Here is an 18,055-nt window from a genome sequence, read left to right as displayed (position 1 = left end):
TGGTCGCGGCCGTGGGGGTGGGGCGGCGCGCCGATGGCGATGATCCTCCTGCGGCGGCTGGGCCTGCTGGCGGTCTCCCTGGTCGTCGCCAGCCTGCTCGTGTTCGCGCTGCTGCGGCTGCTGCCCGGTGACGCCGCCGACGTGTTGGCCGGGACGTCCGCCTCGCCCGACCAGGTGCTGCGGATCCGCCACGAGATCGGCGCCGACCGGTCCCTGCCCGCGCAGTACCTGGACTGGATCGGCGGCGTGCTGACCGGGGACTTCGGGGTCTCGGCGCTCAACGGGGCCACGGTGTCGGGGGAGCTCGCCGAGAAGCTGACCGTGACCGCCCCGCTCGTCGGCGCCGCCACCGTGCTGGCGCTCGCGGTCGCCGCGCCGCTCGGTGTCCTGGCGGCCGCCCGCCACCGGCGGACCTCCGGGGTCGCCCTGTCGGCGCTGAGCCAGCTCGGCCTCGCGGTCCCGACGTTCTGGGTGGGGCTGATGCTGGTCACGGTGTTCGCGGTCGACTGGCGGCTGCTGCCCGCCGGCGGGTTCCCCGCGGACGGCTGGGCCGATCCGGTCGCGGCCGTACGCGCCCTCGTGCTGCCGGTGGTCACCCTGGCGGTGGTGGAGGCCGCGGTGCTGCTGCGTTTCGTCCGCTCGGCGACCCTGGAGGTGCTGCACGCCGACTTCATCCGGACCGCCCGGGCGAAGGGCCTGACCCGCGGGCAGGCGCTGCGCCGGCACGGGATCCGCAACGCGGCCCTGCCGGTGGTGTCGATTCTCGGCCTGGAGTTCGCGACGTTGCTGCTCGGTGCCGTGGTGGTCGAGAACGTGTTCGCGCTGCCCGGGCTGGGCGGGATGCTCGTCGCCGACATCGGCAACCGTGACCTGGTCAAGGTGCAGGGCACGGTGCTGCTGGTCACCACGGCCGTGCTCGTCGTCGGTTTCGGCGTCGACCTGGCGCACCGGCTGCTCGATCCGCGGCTGCGCGGCGCCCGGTGACCGGCTCGGTGCGGGCGCTGGCCCGCGGCGTGTGGGGCAGCCGGTCCGGGCGCCTCGGCGCGGTCCTGTCCGGGCTCGTCGTCGTCGCGGCCGTCGTGTCGCTGGTCTGGACGCCGTACGACCCGTCCCGGGTGGATCCGGCGGCGTCCTGGGCACCGGTCGGGACCGCGCACTGGTTCGGCGCGGACCGGCTCGGCCGGGACCTGTTCAGCCAGGTTCTCGTCGGCGCGCGCACCACCCTGGTCGTCGCCGTGGCGGCCACGGCGATCGCCGCGGTCGTCGGGGTGGGGCTCGCGCTGCTGGCGACCCTGCCGCCGCGCCCGGTCTCCGAGGGGGTCGCGCACCTCGTCGACGTGCTGCTGGCGTTCCCGGTGCTGCTGCTCGCCATGGTGCTCGCGGCCGTGTACGGCGGCTCGCGCTGGACCGCGATCGTCGCCATCGGCGTCGGGGCGGGCATCGGGCTGGGCCGGGTCACCCGCGGCGAGGTCCGCCGGGTGCTCGGCGCCGACTACGTGCTCGCCGCGCGGGCCGCCGGCGCCGGCACCGGTCGGATCGTGCGCCGGCACGTGCTGGCGAACATCGCGCCGACGGTGTGGGTCCAGCTCTCGCTCATCCTCGGTCTGTCCGTGCTGACCGAGGCGGCGCTGTCCTACCTGGGGTTCGGCACCCCGCCGCCCACGCCGTCCTGGGGACGGATGCTCGCCGAACTCCAGCCGTACCTCACCCTGCGACCGCTGACGCTGCTGTGGCCCGGCCTCGCGGTCGTGCTGACGGTCCTCGGCTTCAACCTGCTCGGGGACGGCCTGCGCGAGGCCGGCGACCCGCGGCTGCGCGAGCGCCCGGCCGCGGACTCCGACGGCGCCCCGCACGCGGCCCCCGCGGCGCCCGCTCCCCCCGCGGCGCCCGCTCCCCCCGCGGCGCCCGCTCCCCCTGCGGCGCACGTGCCCCCGGCGCCGGCAGCGCCCGCGGCCTCGGCCTCGGCGGGGCTCATGGCCGGGGCCGTTCCGCGAGCGCGCTGGCACCGGGTCCGCGGGGAGGGCCGGACATGACGACCGGCGCGGCGGTGCTGGAGGTCACCGATCTGCGGGTGCGGCTCGGTGGCGTCGACGTGGTGGACGGCGTCAGCTTCGCCCTGGCCGCGGGTGAGCGGGTGGGGCTCATCGGCGAGTCCGGGTCGGGCAAGTCGCTGACCGCGCTCGCCGTGCTCGGCCTGCTGCCACCGGGCGCGAGCGTCACCGGCAGCGTTCGCCTGCACGGCCGCGAACTGCTCGGCGGCTCGGACCGGGAGCTGTCCCGGCTGCGTGGACGCGACCTGGCGATGATTTTCCAGGAGCCGTCGACCGCGTTGAACCCGCTGATGCGGGTCGGCCGCCAGATCTCCGAACCACTGCGGCTGCACCGCGGGTACTCCCGCCAGGCGGCGGCGCGGGCCGCGGTCGAACTCGCCGCGGCGGTCGGGCTGCCGGACCCGCAGCGGCTCGTCCGCTCCTATCCGCACGAGCTCTCCGGCGGCCAGCGCCAGCGGGTCTGCATCGCCGCGGCGCTGGCGTGCCGACCGGCGATGCTGCTCGCGGACGAGCCGACGACGGCACTCGACGTCACCGTCCAGGCCGAGATCCTCGCCCTGCTCGGCCGGCTCGTCGACGACACCGGCACCGCCCTGCTGTTCATCACGCACGACCTCGCGGTGGTCGCGGCCGGCACCGACCGGCTCGCCGTGCTGCGCCGTGGGCGGGTGGTGGAGACCGGTGCGACCGACGACGTGCTGCGGGCCCCCGCGGATCCGTACACCCGCGCGCTGCTGGCGGCGGCGCGGCTGACTCAGGGGGATCTCCCCGCCGCCGGCGGCGGCGCGGTGGCGCCGACCGCGCGCGGGTCGGATGTCCCCACCCCGGCGTCCGAGGCGACGACAACGGGGACGATCGCGTGACCGCCGATCCGCTGTTCGACGCCGCCGATCCGTCGTTGGACGCCGCCGATCCGTCGTTGGACGCCACCGGGCCGTCGTTGGACGCCGCCGATCCGTCGTTGGACGCCGCCGGGCCGTTGTTCGAGGCCACCGGGCTCCGGCGGAGCTACCGCCTGCCACGCACGTCGCCGTTCGGCCCACCCGGCGTCCGCCACGCCGTGCGCGACGTGACCCTGCGCCTCGCCGACGGGGCGGCGCTCGGCATCGTCGGCGAGTCCGGGTCGGGCAAGTCGACCCTCGTCCGCCTGCTTCTCGGGCTGGACCGGCCCGACGCCGGCACCGTCCGCTACCGGGGCCGGCCGGTCGTCCCCGGTCGTCCCCGGGCGCTGCGCTGGTTTCGCCGCGAGGTCCAGGTCGTGTTCCAGGATCCGGCCGGTTCGCTCGACCCGCGCATGACCGTCGGCGCGGCCGTCGCGGAACCGCTGGTCTGCCTCGGCGTTCCCGGCGACCATGACGAGCGGGTCGACGAGGTGCTGCGGGCCGTCGACCTCGACCCCGGCGTCCGCGGGCGTTACCCGCACGAGTTCTCCGGCGGCCAGCGCCAACGCATCGCCATCGCCCGGGCGCTGGCGCCCCGGCCGCGGGTCCTCGTCGGCGACGAACCGGTCAGCGCCCTGGACGTCGCCGTCCGCGCCCAGATCCTCGACCTGCTCGGCCAGCTCGCCGCGCGGCACCGCCTCGGCCTCGTGCTGGTCTCCCACGATCTCGGCGTGGTATCCCGGCTCTGCGACCAGATCGCCGTCATGCGCGGCGGCACGCTGGTCGAGCAGGGTGCGACCGGCGACGTGCTGTCCCGGCCGGCCCACCCGTACACGAGGGCGTTGCTCGCCGCCGTGCCACGGCTGCCGCCGCCCTGACCGGCGCATGCAGGGGATGAGGTTCGCCGCAGTCCGATGAGGTTCGACCAGGAGGATGCGATGCCCGCACCCGGCGGCCCCGGCCCGTTCAGGCTGGGCTTCCTCACCCATGTGCACGGCCGTGGCCGCCCGGCCGGCGCCGTCTACCGCGAGGTGGTGGAGCTGTTCGTCGCCGGGGAGGAACTCGGGTTCGACGGCGGCTGGCTCGCCCAGCACCACTTCTCTCCCGACTACGGCCGGCTGCCGTCGCCGCTGCTGCTGCTCGCCGCGGCCGCCCAGGCGACCCGGCGCATCGAGCTGGGCACCGCCGTCGTGGTCCTGCCGCTGGAGGATCCGGTCCGACTCGCCGAGGACGCCGCCGTCCTCGACGCGCTCAGCGGCGGACGCCTGCAGCTCGGGCTCGGCACCGGCGGCCCGAGCGCGCCCGCCTTCGGCGCCTTCGACCGGGACGTCGCCCGCCGCCGGGAGCTGTTCGACGCCGCGCGCGGCCGGCTGCGGGAGCTGCTGGCCGGGCAGCCGATCGCCGGGACCGACGGGCTGCGGCTGCACCCGCCCGCGCCGACCCTCGCCAGCCGGTTCTGGGACTCGACGACGAGCGCCGACGGGGCGCGGGCGGCGGCGCGGGCCGGCGACGGGCTGCTGCTGGGCATCGGCCCGGCGGGGTCCGCGCAGCGTCCCCTCGCCGACGTCTACCTCGCGGCCCACCAGGCCGCCCACCACGCCGTCGGCGGGGATCCCGCGGGCGCGCGCCTCGCCGTCTCGCACGGGGTGTTCCCGGGGCCGGACCGCCTGGCCGCCCGGGTGGACCTGGCTCCCGACATCGCCCGGTTTCGCCCCTGGCTGGAGAACTTCGGGTTCCCCGCCGACCTCGACGACGGCGCCGCGCTCGACGCGATGAACGTCCACCACGGCCCGGTCGGCGTGGTGATCCACAGCCTCGCGACGAACCCGGTCGGCCCCGCCGCCGTGTCCTACTTCATCGCCGCGGTGCAGGGCGAGGCCGGCGCGGCGGCCGACCTCGACGCGACCCTGCGCCGCATGGAGCTCATCGCCACCGAGATCGCCCCGGCGCTGGGCTGGCGACCCGCGGCCGGACCCGTGCCCGCCGCGCCGCGCGTGCCCGACCCGCCACCGTCCCCGCCCCCGCCCGGCCCGCCGGCACCGGCCGGCCTGGGGACCTCCGCCGGACCTGGGAGGAAACGATGACCACCACCTCCGACGGGCGTTCGCGGCGGATGCTGACGCTCGGCGCCGTGCTGCAGGGCGCCGGCGGTCACATCGCCGGCTGGCGCCACCCGCTGTCCCCGCCCGACGGCGAACTCGACCTCGACCATCACCTCCGGGTCGCCCAGACGCTGGAACGCGGCACCTTCGACGCCCTGTTCATCGCCGACGTCGTCGCGATCTCGGGGACGGACCTGGACGCGCTGCACCGCACAGCCCGGTCGGTCCGGTTCGAGCCCCTGACCCTGCTGGCCGCGCTGTCGACGGTGACCGAGCGGATCGGCCTGGTCGGCACGGCCAGCACGACCTACGGCGAGCCGTTCCACGTCGCCCGCAAGTTCGCCTCGCTCGACCACCTGTCCGCCGGGCGCGCCGGCTGGAACGCGGTGACCTCGGTGCTGCCGCAGGAGGCCGCGAACTTCGGCCGCGACGCCCACCTCGAACACGGGCTGCGTTACCGGCGCGCCGAGGAGTTCGTCGAGGTCGTCCGCGCGCTGTGGGACAGCTTCGACGACGGCGCCGTGCGGCGCGACACCGCCGCGGGTCGCTACTACGACCCCGCCGGCCTGCGCACCCCGCACCACCGCGGCGAGCACTTCGCCGTGCGCGGTCCGCTGAGCATCTCCCGACCCCCACAGGGCCACCCGGTCATCTTCCAGGCCGGTTCGTCGGAGGCGGGCAAGGACTTCGCCGCCCGTCACGGCGAGGTGGTGTTCACCGGGCAGGGCACCCTCGCCGGTGCCCAGCGGTTCTACGCCGACGTCAAGGCGCGGGCCGCGGCGCACGGGCGCAACCCGGACCACCTGCTGGTCTGGCCGGTCCTCGCGCCGATCGTCGGGGACACCGAGGCCGCCGCCCGCGCGCGGCGCGACGAGCTGCTGGAGCTCATCCACGACGACGTCGCCCGTCGCCTCGTCCAGGACACCGTCGGCGACGTGGATCTCTCCGGGTATCCGCTGGACGGGCCGCTGCCCGAGGTCGGCGAGACGAACCGCAGCCGTAGCCGCTCCGAGCAGATGCTCGACCTCGCCCGCCGCGAGAACCTGACGATCCGTGGGCTCGCCCGGCGGTCCTCCGGCGGCGGCATGATCACCGGCACGCCGGAGACGATCGCCGACCACGTCGAGGAATGGTTCACCGGGCGCGGCGCGGACGGCTTCAACGTCGGCTTCCCCTACCTGCCCGGCGCCGCCGAGGACTTCGTCGACCAGGTCGTGCCGGAGCTGCGCCGCCGCGGCCTGTTCCGCGAGTCCTACACCGAGACCACGTTGCGCGGGCATCTCGGGCTGCCGCGCCCGGTCGCCGCCCCGCGGCGGGACGACCCCGCCCACCGCGACGGCTCCCTCCCGGCCGCGCCGAGCGCTCCACCAGGCACGGCACCCGGCACCCCGCCAGGCAGCACCCCGCCAGGCAGCACCCCGCCAGGCACCCCATCGGGCGCCGCGTCCGGCGTCGAGACGAGCGGGGCGGGAATCCGATGACGTCGACGCAGCCTCGCCGCAGCGGTCAGGTCCATCTCAACGCCTTCCTCAAGCCGCCGGGGGAGTTCCTCGCCGCCTGGCGGCACCCCCACGCCGTCGCCGACGCCGGGGTGAACATCCGGCACGTGATCGAGCTGGCCCGCACCGCCGAGCGGGGGACCTTCGACGCGATCTTCCTGGCCGACCTGGTCGGCGTCCCCCTGACCAGCCAGGAGGTGCTCTCCCGCGTCTCCGTCGTCAACGACTCCTTCGAACCGACGACCCTGCTCGCCGCGCTCGCCACCGCCACCACCCGCATCGGTCTCGTCGCGACGGCGTCGACGACCTACAACGAGCCCTACCACCTGGCCCGGACGTTCGCCTCGCTGGACCACCTGTCCGGTGGACGGGCCGGCTGGAACCTCGTCACCTCCCTCAACGACGCGGAGGCGCAGAACTTCGGGCTGGACAGCCACGTCGAGCACGAGCTGCGCTACGCCCGGGCCGCCGAGTTCCACGACGTGGTGACCGGGCTGTGGGACAGCTTCGACGACGACGCCTTCCGGCACGACCAGACCGCCGGGGTCTACTTCGACCCCGAGAAGATCCACTGGCTGAACCACGCCGGGACGCACTTCCGGGTCAGCGGGCCGCTGAACATCGCCCGGCCGCCGCAGGGCCGCCCGGTCGTCGTCCAGGCCGGCGCGTCCGAGACGGGCCGGGACCTCGCGGCCCGGGTCGGCGAGGTGATCTTCACCGCGCATCCGACCCTGCCGGGGGCGCAGGCGTACTACGCCGACATCAAGACACGGGCCGCGGCCGCGGGACGCGACCCCGACCACGTGATCGTGCTGCCCGCGCTGTCCACGATCGTGGGGCGGACCCAGGCCGAGGCCGAGGACAAGATCGCCGCGCTGCGCTCGCTGCTCGACCCGCGGGTCGCGCTCGCCGACCTGAGCTACCGGCTCGGCGGGTTCGATCTCACCGCGTTCCCGCTCGACGGCCCGCTGCCCGAGCTGCCGCCGTCCAACCAGAGCCTCAGCGGCCAGCGGCAGATCGTGGACCAGGCGCGGGCGAACAACCTGACCATCCGCCAGCTCGCCGACCAGATCGCCCGGGACGACCGGACGCTGGTCGGCACGCCGACGACCGTGGCCGACCACATCGAGGAGTGGTTCGACCAGCGCGCCGCCGACGGCTTCAACGTGATCTTCCCGTATCTGCCGGACGCGTTGAACGACTTCGTGGATCTGGTCATCCCCGAGCTGCGCCGCCGCGGCCTGTTCCGCACCGCCTACACCGGCCGCACCCTGCGCGAGCACCTAGGCCTCCCGCGCCCACCGAGCCGTTACGCCTCCCGCTCCGTAGCGTCGACCTGACCTCGTCCCCGTCGACCTCGTCCCCGTCGACCCGGTCCCCGTCGATCCCGCCGGCGCCCGGCGCTGGGCCCGCCCTCAGGGCTTGTAGGCGACTGCGCCGTAGATGCTCACCTGGGCGTCGGTCAGCTCCGACAGCGGGATGGCCTTCACCCGGGCGGCCGGGTCTGTCGCGGTCGCGCCGTCGCCGGCCGGGTCGGTCTCGGCCGGGTCGGCGAGCTCGGGCCGCCAGCGGTGCACGACCTGCAGTCCGGGCTCGACGAGCTCCAGGCCGTCGAAGAAGCGCTCGACCTGGGCGCGGGTGCGCAGGTGCATGGGGACTCCGCTGGCCAGGTAGGCCCGCTCGACTTCGCGCATCGCCGGGTCGTGGTCGGCGGTCAGGTGGGTCAGCGAGACGTAGCTGCCCGACGGGAGCAGGTCGACGAGGTGGCGCATGATCCCGTACGGGTCGTCGCCGTCCGGGATGAAATGGAAGATCGCGATGAGGGACAGCGCGACCGGGCTGGTCAGGTCGAGGGTCTGGTGCAGCTCGGGGGCGGTGAGGATGCGGCGGGTGTCGCGCAGGTCCGCGTCGATGTAGGCGGTGCGTCCCTGTGGGGTGCTGGCCAGCAGGGCGCGGGCGTGGGCGAGCACGATCGGATCGTTGTCGGTGTAGACGATCCGCGCGTCGGGGGCCACAGCCTGGGCGACCTCGTGCAGGTTCGGCGAGGTCGGGATGCCCGTGCCGATGTCGAGGAACTGCCGCACGCCGAGTTCGGCGGCCAGGTAGCGGGTCGTCCGGGTCATGAACAGGCGGTTCTGCCGGACCACGATCCGGGAGTTCGGAAACACGCCGAGGACCTGTTCCGCGGTCTTCCGGTCGGCGGGGAAGTTGTCCTTGCCGCCGAGGAAGTAGTCGTACATGCGGGCGGGATGCGGCACGTCGACCTTCAGGTCGAAGCCGGTGCCCTCAGTCGCGTCATGCCCGTCTTCTTGGCGGATTGTCACGGAATCACCTTAGTGGGTGACCGCGCGCCTGCGGTGGGGGAGCGGGTGCATCCGGTACGTATCCCGTCCCCGCGGCCGAAACCGGGCCAGGGCCGGATGCGGTGCGTTGTGCACGGTCAGGGCCTGCGCAGCGGGCCCGACGCACCGCAGTGCCTGTCGCGTGCGCCGCACCGGCCGCCACCGGTGAAGGTTCGTGGTCGGGAGGGGCGCGCGCGGCCCTGGTCGTCAGGACGAGAGTGCGGCGGCCGGCCCCGGGACGGGCGCGAGCAGTCCCCGGTGTCGCAGCAGGGGCAGGACGCCCTCGGCGAACCAGTAGGCCTCCTCGAGATGGGGATGGCCGGAGAGGATGACGTGCTCGATGCCCAGATCGTGGTACTCGGCGATGCGGTCCGCGACCTCGGCGTGGCTGCCGACGAGCGCGGTGCCGGCGCCGCCGCGGACGAGGCCGAATCCCGCCCAGAGGTTCGGGGAGATCTCCAGCGCGTCGAGGCTGCCGCGGTGCAGGGCCGCCATCCGCTGCTGCCCGACGGACTCGGTCCCGGCGAAGCGCCGCTGCGCCGCCGCGATCGCCGCCGGGTCGAGCTGGGCGAGCAACTCGTCGGCGACCGCCCAGGCGGCGTCGGCGGTGTCCCGGGTGATGACGTGCAGCCGGATGCCGAACTGCAGCTCCCGGTCCTGGTCCTTGGCCAGGGCCCGCATCCGGTCGAGCCGTTCGGCGACGGCGGCCGGCGGCTCACCCCAGAGCAGGTAGGTGTCGGCCTGCCGGGCGGCGACGAGTTCGGCCGCGGGGGAGGCGCCGCCAAAGAAGATCGGTGGCGTCGGCTCGGGACGCTCGCGGACGGTGGCGCCCCGCACCGCGTAGTGCTCGCCGTCGTAGGTGAACGGCCGGCCCGTCCACGCCCCCCGGACGACCTGCAGGAACTCCTCGGTACGCCGGTAGCGGGCGTCGTGGTTCAGCCAGTCGCCGAAGCGCTGCTGCTCGTCGGCGTCGCCGCCGGTGACCACGTTGAGCAGCAGCCGTCCGCCGGAGATGCGCTGGTAGGTCGCCGCCATCTGCGCGGCGAGGGTGGGGCTGAGGAAACCGGGCCGCAGCGCCACGAGGAAACGCAGCCGGGTGGTCTCGCGCAGCAGGGCCGCGGTGGTGAGCCAGGCGTCCTCACACCAGGTCCCGGTCGGGGTGAGCACGGCCTCGTACCCGAGATACTCCGCCGCGGCGGCGATCTGGGCGAGGTAGCCGATGCTGGGCGGCCGCTGGGCGGCCGGTTGCAGGTGGGGGGTTTCCTTGGCGCTCACCGCGGCGGCGTCGAGGTTGCGGCTGTCCCCCGAGGTGGGCAGGAACCAGTGGGCGTGCACGCTCACGCGAGTCTCCCGGATGGCCGGAGGCGAGGGGCGGGCGAGGGGCGGATCGGCGGGCCTGAGCCAGGAATCGGCGGCCTGAGGTGCGCATCGGCGGTGCGTCCGGACCGGTGGACGTGTGTCCCGCGATCCTGTCGGTGAATCAGCCGCTCGACGGGCCAGCCGCGGCACCGGTCAGGGGGACACCGAGCGGCGCGGGGCGCGACACAGCGCGCTGGCCACCCGGGCGAAATCGACGTGCAGGCGGCAGACCAGAGTGGGATCCCCGCGCATGAACCAACGGTATGCCCCTGCCGGGGTCCAGTCCATCGCCACGCCCGGTGAAACGCCGCACGGACGGTGCGGCCTGAGGCACGCTGAGAAGTGAGAACGCCGCAGCCCTCAGGGACGCAGCAGCACCTTGATCGCCCGGCGCTCGTCCATCGCCCGATAGCCCTCGGCGACCTCGTCCAACGGCAGTTCCAGATCGAAGATGCGCCCGGGTCGCACCCGGCCGGCAAGCACGTCGTCGAGCAGCTCGGGCAGGTAGGCGCGCGCCGGCGCCACCCCGCCCGCCAGCCGCACGTTCTTCATGAACAACGGGCCCAGGGGCAGGTTGCCCAGGGGGGCGCCGACGCAACCCAGCCGTCCACCGGGGTGGGCGACCGCGGCGGCCTGCTCCAGGGACTCCTGCGAGCCGACGCACTCCAGGACGGCGTCGGCCCCGTCGCCGAGCAGCTCGCCCACCTGCGCGATGCCCTCGGCGCCCCGACCGGCGACGATGTCGGTGGCGCCGAACTCGGCCGCCAGCTTCTGCCGGCTCGGCGTCCGCGACATCGCCACGACGCGTTCCGCCCCGAGGCGGCGGGCCGCGAGCACCGCGCACAGGCCCACCGCGCCGTCGCCGACGACCACGACGGTGGAACCCGGACCCACCCCCGCGCAGACCGCGGCGTGATGACCGGTGCCCATGACGTCGGACAGCGCCAGGACGTCGGGCAGCAACGCCTCGGGCAGCTCGGTGCCGACCCGGACCAGGGTCCCGTCGGCCAACGGCGCGCGGATCCGGTCGCCCTGGCAGGCGTCGGAGCGGGCGCCGGACCCGTCGTCGGTTCCCCAGACCGAGCCGTTCTCGCAGGAGGTGTGCAGGCCGGCGCGGCAGTACCGGCAGGTGCCGTCGCTGATCAGGAAGGGGGCGACGACCACGTCGCCCGGCCGCACGGTCGTGACCTCGTCGCCGATGTCCTCGACGACGCCGACGAACTCGTGCCCGATGCGCTTCGGGAACACGCTGGGCGTCTTACCGCGGTAGGGGTGCAGGTCGGAGCCGCAGATGCAGCTCGCGGTCACGCGCACCACCGCGTCGGTGGGGCGCTGGACGACCGGGTCGGGGAACTCCCGCAGCGCGATCTTCCCGACGTCCTCCAGCAGGGTCGCTCGCACAGCCCCATGCCTCCCTGACGCATCGTCGCGGCGATGACCCGCCGCGGTCGCGGTGCACTCCGACCGTGGCCCGGACGGAACCGTACCTGCCATCAGGACGCTATCCGATCCGGGACGATCGGGGCGCCGCGGCGGTTGCCCCGGCCGGTCGCTATCGTCCGTTCCATGGCCGATGTCGTTGCCGACCCCGCGCCGGGGGCGGGGCCCGTCGAGGAGGCCCTGGCGGCGGCGCGGGCCCTGCTGCGCAGCAATGCCTACGGCTTCCTCGCCACCCTGGGCTCCCACGGGGTTGCCCCCCACGTCCGGCTCGTCCAACACCTCGCCGTGACCGACGACCTCGTCGTGTGGATCGGCACCAGCCCGCGCTCCCGCAAGGTTGCCGACATCGCCGCGAACCCCGACATCCAGGTGATCTACGCGGTCGAGGACCGGGCGGCCTTCGCCTACCTGAGTGTCGCGGCGACCGTCAGCGTGGTCGACGACGAGCGCGAGCGCGCCGCGAAATGGGAGGACGGTCTGGCCGCCTTCTTCCCCGCCGGCCCGCTCGGGGACGACTTCGTGCTGCTGCGGCTCGACCCCCTGCGGCTGGAGCTGATGGACTTCACCCGCCGCCTGCACCCGGATCCGTTTGGCCTCCTTCCCGTCGTCGTCGAGCGCCACGCCGGAGTCTGGACGCCGACGCCGCCCGACCGCGCTCCCTGACGCCGACCGGGCGCTCTCGACGGCGCGGCTATTCGGGTCGGTACGCTTCGACGCAGGTCACGCCGGCCGGCCCGGCCGACGCCTCGTGGCGCGTCCCGGCGGGCAGGTCGAGCCGGTCGCCCGGGGCCATCGGCCACCGCTCGTCGCCCACGAAGAACGTGATCTCCCCGGCTGTGCAGACGAGCACCTTGTGCTCCGGGTGTGCATGGGCGGCGAACCAGGTGCCGGGGCCGGCCGACCAGCGCTGCGGGTCGAGGCCCTGCCCGCGCAGCGCCGCCTCCGCCTCCGCGGGCGCCACCGCACCGTTCGCCACGATTACGGAAGCCGGCCGCACCATGCCTGAACGGTAGTACCGCAGGGGGCGTCGTGCCACGCGGCGACCTCGTCGACCCTGACGGACGGGAGGTCCGTCACCGGGTCGAACCGGGCCCGTCGCCGGTCCGCTCGAGGGCGGCCAGGTAGTCCGAGGCGGCGAATCGGAACGGCCCGAGAGCATGGAGGTCCCAGGATCGATGGCCGTTTCGGAAATGCTGCCAACCGACCGTCTCGGGGGTCACCACAATGTCGGCGGTCAGCGGCCAGCAACCTGGTTCTCCGCAGCGACAGCCGAGCAGGACGGTATCGCCGTCGCCGAACCACGAGATCCGCGGTTCGCCGAGGAAGTGCCGGCTTGGCCAACGCACGTCGCGGTCGGTGCCCAGACCCGCGTAGGCGCCCGCCCGATTCGGTGCCCCTTCGCTTCGGCAAACGGACGCTCGATTGTGCGGGCGAGATCCCGCACGCGGACTCCGTTCACCCACGGTTCGACGGCAGTGTCCGGCCCGGTCGGGAACGCCGCGGATTCGATGCGGAACTCGACTGTGTCCACCGGACAAACTTATCCGGCGCGTCGGGTGGACATGAACAGGACTTCATCGTGAAGGCTGGAGACGACGGGGACTGGCCGGGCTGGTGGTCATGGCGGATCCGGCGGCGCGTCAGGTGGCGATGGCCGCCGAGCGTGCTGCCGGATGCGGGAGCGGTCGGGACCGACGGGCTGGATCAGTCTGGGTATCGCGAGGAGGACGGATTCGCATGACGATTCTGGTGACGGGTGGGCGCGGTTCGGTGGCCCGCGCGCTGATCGACGAACTGCTGGCCGTGGACGCGCCGGTGCGCGTGGTGAGCCGGGATCCGGCCCAGGCGGACGTGCCGGCGGGCGTGCAGGTCGCGGCGGCAGACCTGGCTCGGCCGGAGTCGATCCCGGCGGTGCTCGACGGCGTCCGCGCAGTGTTCCTCTACGCGGAGCCGGCGGGCATCGACGGTTTTCTCGACGCCGCCGCGGCCGCGAAGGTCGAACGGATCGTGCTGCTGTCCTCGCAGTCGGCGCAGGAGCCCGATCGCTCGAACCCGATCGCCCACCGCCACGTGGTGGTGGAGGAGGCGATCGCGGCGTCCGGGCTGGCGTGGACCTTCGTCCGGCCCGGGGCGTTCGCCACGAACGCGCTGGCCTGGGCGCCGTCGATCCGGGCCCAGGGCGTGGTGCGCGGTGCGTATCCCGAGTCCCACTCCGCGCCGATCCACGAGCGGGACATGGCCGAGGTGGCCGCCCGCGCGCTGCTCGAACCCGGCCACGAGGGACAGCGCTACGCCCTCACCGGCCCGGAGTCGTTGCCGGCACGAGGGCAGGTCGAGGTGATCGGCGAGGTGATCGGCCGTCCCCTGCGCTTCGAGGCCGTCCCGCTCGACGAGGCCCGGGAGCAGCTGCTGGCGCAGATGGGCCCGTCGGCCTGGCCCGGGATTGCCGACACGCTGCTGCGGTACCAGGCGGACAGCGACGGCAGGCCGGTAGCGGTCTCGGACACCGTCGCCGCCGTCACGGGTCGGCCGGCGCGCACCTTTGCCACCTGGGTCGCGGATCACGCGTCGGCCTTCCGTCCCGAGCGGTAGCCGTGCCGCGCAACCGGATTGCGCGGGCTCCGGTGGGAAACGACCTGGGGTGTGTTCGACCAACTTGTGGACGCGATGTCCGGTGCCTGGTGGACCTACCTGCTGGTCTGGGGAATCTGCCTGCTTGACGCGGTCCTGCCGGTCGTCCCCAGCGAGACGATGGTCATCACCGGCGGGGTGCTCGCGAGCTCCGGCGACCTCAACCTCATCCTGATCATGGTTGTGGGGGCCGTCGGGGCGTTCGCGGGCGACAACCTCGCCTATGGCCTGGGGCGCCTGTTCGGTGAGCGCGTCGCCCGCCTGGTCGTCCGGGGACCGCGCGGGGAGCGAACGCTCGACTGGGCCCGGCGCACCCTCGACCGCCGCGGTGTCACCCTGATCATCGCCGCCAGGTTCGTGCCGGGCGGCCGGACCGCCACCACCTTGGTGGCGGGTACCACCCACTTCGACTACCGACGTTTCGTGCCGGCGGCCGCGGTCGGCGCCATCGGCTGGAGCGGCTACAACGCGTTGCTCGGCTTTGTGGGCGGTTCCACCTTCACCGACGCGCCGTGGAAGGGCTTCATCCTCGCGTTCGGGCTCGCGGGGACGGTCACCGTGGCGATCGAGGGCGGCCGGTGGCTGTGGTCGCGACGGCATCCCCACGATGACCGAGCAGCGGGCGACGGCGGGGCCGACGAGCGTGAGACCGACGAGCGTGAGACCGACGAGCACGGGGGAAACGAGCACGGGGGAAACGAGCACGGGGCCGACGACCCGCGGGCCGGGCGCGCGCGGGGAAAACGGGCGCGGGGCGGGCGTGCGTGGGCGGGCGACCGTGACGCGGTAGGTCAGCCCGCAAGCACGGCGGAGATTCTCGCCCCGGTGAGCCCGCCCAGATCCGACACCGGGATCCACCGGTGATCGGTGACCTCGTCGAGGCGCAGGTCCACCGTGCCCGGACCGGTGGACCGCAGGATCTGGAAAATGAACCGGAAATCGTAGTGGGTGTGTTCCGGCTCGCCCTTCTCCGGATTCTCGGGAATCGCGTGGACGTCAATGTCGACCGGAAGACCGCGCAGGGGCCGGACCGCCGAGGGAAGAACGCCGGTCTCCTCGGCGAGTTCCCGCAGGGCGGCGGCCACGAGGGTGGCGTCGGTGTCGTCGACGTGACCGCCCGGGAAAAGCCAGCGGTCGAGGGTGCGGTGGCGGACCTGAAGGACGCGAAAGGTCGTGTCCACGGCGATCGCTCCGCAGGTCACGTGGCCTGGCAGGGTGGTGCGGGCGGTGACCGGCGCCGCGGTGGCCGCCAGGTCGAGCAGCGGGATCAGCCCCTCGGCCTCCGTCGGGTACGCGACCAGATAGTCCCGAAGCACGGAGATCACCCGATCGTTCAATCTGTAATCCTCATTCATCGTCGGTACTCATTATCGGTACTCATTGTCCGTACTCATCGTGGGTGCTCGTCGTCGGTGCGTGGCCGGGGTGGTCGGACGTTCGGCCGGTCCCCGAACCCCACGGCCTCATGATGGCACGGGCGCTGCCTTTCTCTGGCGCGACCGCCGGTCATGCCGCGTTGACGGCCGGGTGTTGACGGCCGGGTAACGGGTCGGCGGTCGGTCCCGGACACTGTGCCGGGCGGCGGCGTGGTCACCACGCCGCCGCGGACCGTGGCCCTCAGCGGCCACCCGCGGCGCCGGTCGCCGTGGGCCGGGCTCGGACGTGCATCCGCTCGCCCTGGGGACCGAACAGGCTGAGCAGCTCGAGCGGGGCGGGGTCCGGATTGCCGAACCAGTGCGGTGTGCGGGTGTCGAACTCCGCCGCCTCGCCCGGCCCGAGGAGCAGGTCGTGCTCGCCGAGCACCAGCCGCAGCCGCCCGGACAGCACGTACAGCCATTCGTAACCCTCGTGCACCCGCTGGTCGGGCGGGCCCGCCGGGGAATGCGCCGGGTAGACCATCTTGTAGGCGCGCGGGCCGCCCGGGCGTCGCGTCATCGGCAGGAAGACGACTCCGTCGCGGACGGTCGGCCGCGGGTGGATCCGGGGATCTCCGGTCGCCGGCGCGTCGACCAGTTCGTCGAGGGTCACCTGGTGTGCCCGGGCGAGTGGGAGCAGCAGCTCCAGGGTCGCTCGCCGCCCGCCGGACTCCAGCCGCGACAGCGTGCTCACCGAGATCCCGGTCGCGGCGGACAACTCGGCGAGGGTCGTCCGGCGGGCGCGGCGCAGGGCCCGCAGCCGCGGGCCCACCCGGTCGAGAACCTCGCGTCCCGGTGGTTGCGGGTCGGTGTCGGCCATGGGGCCCATTTGCCGTGCCGGCAACTCCCGTTGTCAAGTCCGGGTCGTCGCCGTCAAGTCCGGGTCGTCGCCGTCAGGTCCGGGTCGTCGTCGCCGTCAGGTCCGGGTCGCCGGCGGCGGCGAGGGCGCGGGTGGCGAGCTCGGCGTAGAGCGCGGCGCCGTCGGGCAGGACGGTCTCGTCGAAGCGGGCGCGGGGGCTGTGGTTGAACGGCGCGGTGTTCGGGTCGGCGCCCGCGGCGGTCGCGCCGAGGGCGACGAAGCTGCCGGGCACCTGCGCCAGCACCCGGGAGAAGTCCTCCGAGCAGGCCAGCGGGTGCGCGAGGGCGGTGTAGCGGCGTTCGCCGAACGTCTCGGCGACGGCGCGGGCGGCGAGCGCCGTCTCGGCCGGATGGTTCACGGTCGCCGGGCGTTCGGGCACGTACTCGACGTCCGCGGTGACACCGTGTGCGTCGGCGATGCCCCGCAGCAGCCGGCGGGCGGCCTGCTCGACCAGCTCGCCGGTGGCCGGGGAGAAGGTGCGCACGGTCGCCTCGAAGTACGCCTCGTCGGGGATCACGGTGCGTCGGGTACCGGCCCGCAGGACGCCGACGGTCAGCACCACCGGGTCGAACACGTCGAACCGGCGCGTCACCATCGTCTGCAGGGCGAGGACCATCTCGGCGGTGGCGACGACCGGGTCGTGCGCGCGGTGCGGCATGGAGCCGTGGCCGCCCTCGCCGCGCACGGTGACGCGCAGCATCGCCGAGGCCGAGGTGATCGCGCCCGTCCGGCCGCCGAACTGCCCGCGGGGGAGTGCCGCGGAGAACACGTGCAGCCCGTAGGCCGCCGACACCCGCCGTCCGGAGGCGTCGAGCACCCCCTCGTCGATCATCTGCTGGGCACCCTCCCAGCCCTCCTCGCCGGGCTGGAACATGAACACGACGTCGCCGGGCAGCCGGTCGCGGCGCGCGCTGAGCAGGTGCGCCGCGCCGACCAGCATGGCGGTGTGCAGGTCGTGGCCGCAGGCGTGCATCACGCCCTCGACGGTCGAGGCGTGGTCGAACCCGGTGCTCTCCTGCACCGGCAGCGCGTCCATGTCCCCGCGCAGCAGCACCGCCGGCGCCGGCCCCGGACCCGCGCCCTCGCCGGTGCCGCGCAGGACCGCGGTCACCGAGCTCGCGCCGCGGCCGGTGGTGACCTCCAGCGGGAGCCCGTCGAGGGCGGCGAGGACCTTGTCCTGCGTCCGCGGCAGATCCAGGCCGATCTCCGGCTCGCGGTGCAGGCGACGCCGCAGGTGCACGAGGTCGTCCGACAGGGATCGCGCGTCGTCGAGCACGGACATGGCTGGTCCTCTCGGTGGGCGGGGAGGGGAAGGGCTCGACCACCGGTGAGGTGCGACGGTGCCCGGACTGAGCCTGCACGAGAGTGTGGCGAACCCGCGTCGGATGATCATCCCGCCGTGGTCGGTGGCGGACCTACGGTAGCCGTGGGATCAGCCGACTGCGGCGGCAGACCACTATGCACGTCGACCGCATC

Annotated in this window: 17 protein-coding genes; 10 read left to right on the top strand and 7 right to left on the bottom strand. The window is 74.2% G+C overall.

Annotation, left to right across the window (positions count from 1 at the left end):
* Positions 1-33 precede the first annotated feature (33 nt).
* The 7 genes from FRAAL_RS21120 to FRAAL_RS21090 are packed head-to-tail and all read left to right on the top strand — an operon-like array spanning position 34 to position 7,873.
* Positions 34-984 carry an ABC transporter permease gene (locus FRAAL_RS21120; protein WP_011605953.1) on the top strand — a complete coding sequence of 317 codons (951 nt, stop codon included), beginning with the start codon at positions 34-36 and terminating at the stop codon, positions 982-984.
* Complete coding sequence (locus tag FRAAL_RS21115) at positions 981-2,033, top strand: ABC transporter permease (protein WP_011605952.1); 1,053 nt, start codon at positions 981-983, stop codon at positions 2,031-2,033. The genes FRAAL_RS21120 and FRAAL_RS21115 overlap by 4 nt, the downstream gene beginning before the upstream one ends.
* Positions 2,030-2,914, top strand: coding sequence for an ATP-binding cassette domain-containing protein (locus FRAAL_RS21110; RefSeq protein ID WP_011605951.1), 885 nt, complete (start codon positions 2,030-2,032; stop codon positions 2,912-2,914). Before FRAAL_RS21115 ends, FRAAL_RS21110 begins: the two co-directional genes overlap by 4 nt.
* Positions 2,911-3,810, top strand: a complete 900-nt coding sequence (locus FRAAL_RS21105) for an ABC transporter ATP-binding protein (protein ID WP_011605950.1) — start codon at positions 2,911-2,913, stop codon at positions 3,808-3,810. The genes FRAAL_RS21110 and FRAAL_RS21105 overlap by 4 nt, the downstream gene beginning before the upstream one ends.
* A gap of 60 nt (positions 3,811-3,870) precedes the next feature.
* A complete protein-coding gene (locus FRAAL_RS21100) occupies positions 3,871-5,016 on the top strand; it encodes an LLM class flavin-dependent oxidoreductase (RefSeq protein ID WP_231861154.1) in 1,146 nt (381 codons plus the stop codon).
* Entirely contained in the window at positions 5,013-6,515 is a 1,503-nt protein-coding gene (locus FRAAL_RS21095; protein WP_011605948.1) for an LLM class flavin-dependent oxidoreductase, read from the top strand. Before FRAAL_RS21100 ends, FRAAL_RS21095 begins: the two co-directional genes overlap by 4 nt.
* Positions 6,512-7,873 carry an LLM class flavin-dependent oxidoreductase gene (locus FRAAL_RS21090; protein ID WP_011605947.1) on the top strand — a complete coding sequence of 454 codons (1,362 nt, stop codon included), beginning with the start codon at positions 6,512-6,514 and terminating at the stop codon, positions 7,871-7,873. Before FRAAL_RS21095 ends, FRAAL_RS21090 begins: the two co-directional genes overlap by 4 nt.
* 75 nt (positions 7,874-7,948) lie before the next feature.
* Here FRAAL_RS21090 and FRAAL_RS21085 read toward each other — a convergent pair whose 3' ends face one another.
* The 3 genes from FRAAL_RS21085 to FRAAL_RS21075 form a co-directional block, all read right to left on the bottom strand.
* On the bottom strand, positions 7,949-8,857 hold the full coding sequence (locus FRAAL_RS21085; protein ID WP_011605946.1) for an SAM-dependent methyltransferase: 909 nt from the start codon (positions 8,855-8,857) through the stop codon (positions 7,949-7,951).
* Positions 8,858-9,082: 225 nt separating this feature from the next.
* Positions 9,083-10,216, bottom strand: a complete 1,134-nt coding sequence (locus FRAAL_RS21080) for an LLM class flavin-dependent oxidoreductase (protein WP_011605945.1) — start codon at positions 10,214-10,216, stop codon at positions 9,083-9,085.
* Positions 10,217-10,594: 378 nt separating this feature from the next.
* Positions 10,595-11,635, bottom strand: a complete 1,041-nt coding sequence (locus tag FRAAL_RS21075) for a zinc-dependent alcohol dehydrogenase family protein (protein WP_011605943.1) — start codon at positions 11,633-11,635, stop codon at positions 10,595-10,597.
* 165 nt (positions 11,636-11,800) lie between these two features.
* Between FRAAL_RS21075 and FRAAL_RS21070 the strand changes: the two genes are divergently transcribed.
* Positions 11,801-12,337 carry a pyridoxamine 5'-phosphate oxidase family protein gene (locus FRAAL_RS21070; RefSeq protein WP_011605942.1) on the top strand — a complete coding sequence of 179 codons (537 nt, stop codon included), beginning with the start codon at positions 11,801-11,803 and terminating at the stop codon, positions 12,335-12,337.
* A 28-nt stretch (positions 12,338-12,365) separates the two neighbouring features.
* Here the strand turns inward: FRAAL_RS21070 and FRAAL_RS21065 are convergent, their stop codons facing one another.
* The gene (locus FRAAL_RS21065; RefSeq protein WP_050997203.1) at positions 12,366-12,674 is read right to left on the bottom strand and encodes a cupin domain-containing protein; all 309 of its coding nucleotides are present in this window, start codon (positions 12,672-12,674) and stop codon (positions 12,366-12,368) included.
* A 737-nt stretch (positions 12,675-13,411) separates the two neighbouring features.
* Between FRAAL_RS21065 and FRAAL_RS21055 the strand changes: the two genes are divergently transcribed.
* Positions 13,412-14,266 carry an NAD(P)H-binding protein gene (locus FRAAL_RS21055; protein WP_041939576.1) on the top strand — a complete coding sequence of 285 codons (855 nt, stop codon included), beginning with the start codon at positions 13,412-13,414 and terminating at the stop codon, positions 14,264-14,266.
* A 51-nt stretch (positions 14,267-14,317) separates the two neighbouring features.
* On the top strand, positions 14,318-15,169 hold the full coding sequence (locus tag FRAAL_RS21050) for a DedA family protein (protein WP_231861153.1): 852 nt from the start codon (positions 14,318-14,320) through the stop codon (positions 15,167-15,169).
* On the opposite strand, the gene FRAAL_RS21045 is transcribed toward FRAAL_RS21050, so the two are convergent.
* The 3 genes from FRAAL_RS21045 to FRAAL_RS21035 form a co-directional block, all read right to left on the bottom strand.
* Complete coding sequence (locus tag FRAAL_RS21045) at positions 15,097-15,642, bottom strand: NUDIX hydrolase (protein ID WP_231861151.1); 546 nt, start codon at positions 15,640-15,642, stop codon at positions 15,097-15,099. The two genes, FRAAL_RS21050 and FRAAL_RS21045, sit on opposite strands and share 73 nt — an antisense overlap.
* A 280-nt stretch (positions 15,643-15,922) precedes the next feature.
* Positions 15,923-16,540: a helix-turn-helix domain-containing protein gene (locus FRAAL_RS21040; RefSeq protein WP_041940820.1), complete on the bottom strand. Its 618-nt coding sequence runs from the start codon at positions 16,538-16,540 to the stop codon at positions 15,923-15,925.
* A 73-nt stretch (positions 16,541-16,613) separates the two neighbouring features.
* Positions 16,614-17,861, bottom strand: coding sequence for a M20 metallopeptidase family protein (locus tag FRAAL_RS21035; RefSeq protein ID WP_041939575.1), 1,248 nt, complete (start codon positions 17,859-17,861; stop codon positions 16,614-16,616).
* Positions 17,862-18,055 lie beyond the last annotated feature (194 nt).

Origin of the sequence: Frankia alni ACN14a, from assembly GCF_000058485.1 — a bacterium.
Taxonomy (GTDB): Bacteria; Actinomycetota; Actinomycetes; order Frankiales; family Frankiaceae; genus Frankia; species Frankia alni.
Note: the sequence above shows the minus strand (reverse complement) of the source record. Positions and strands in the feature narration are given on the sequence as shown.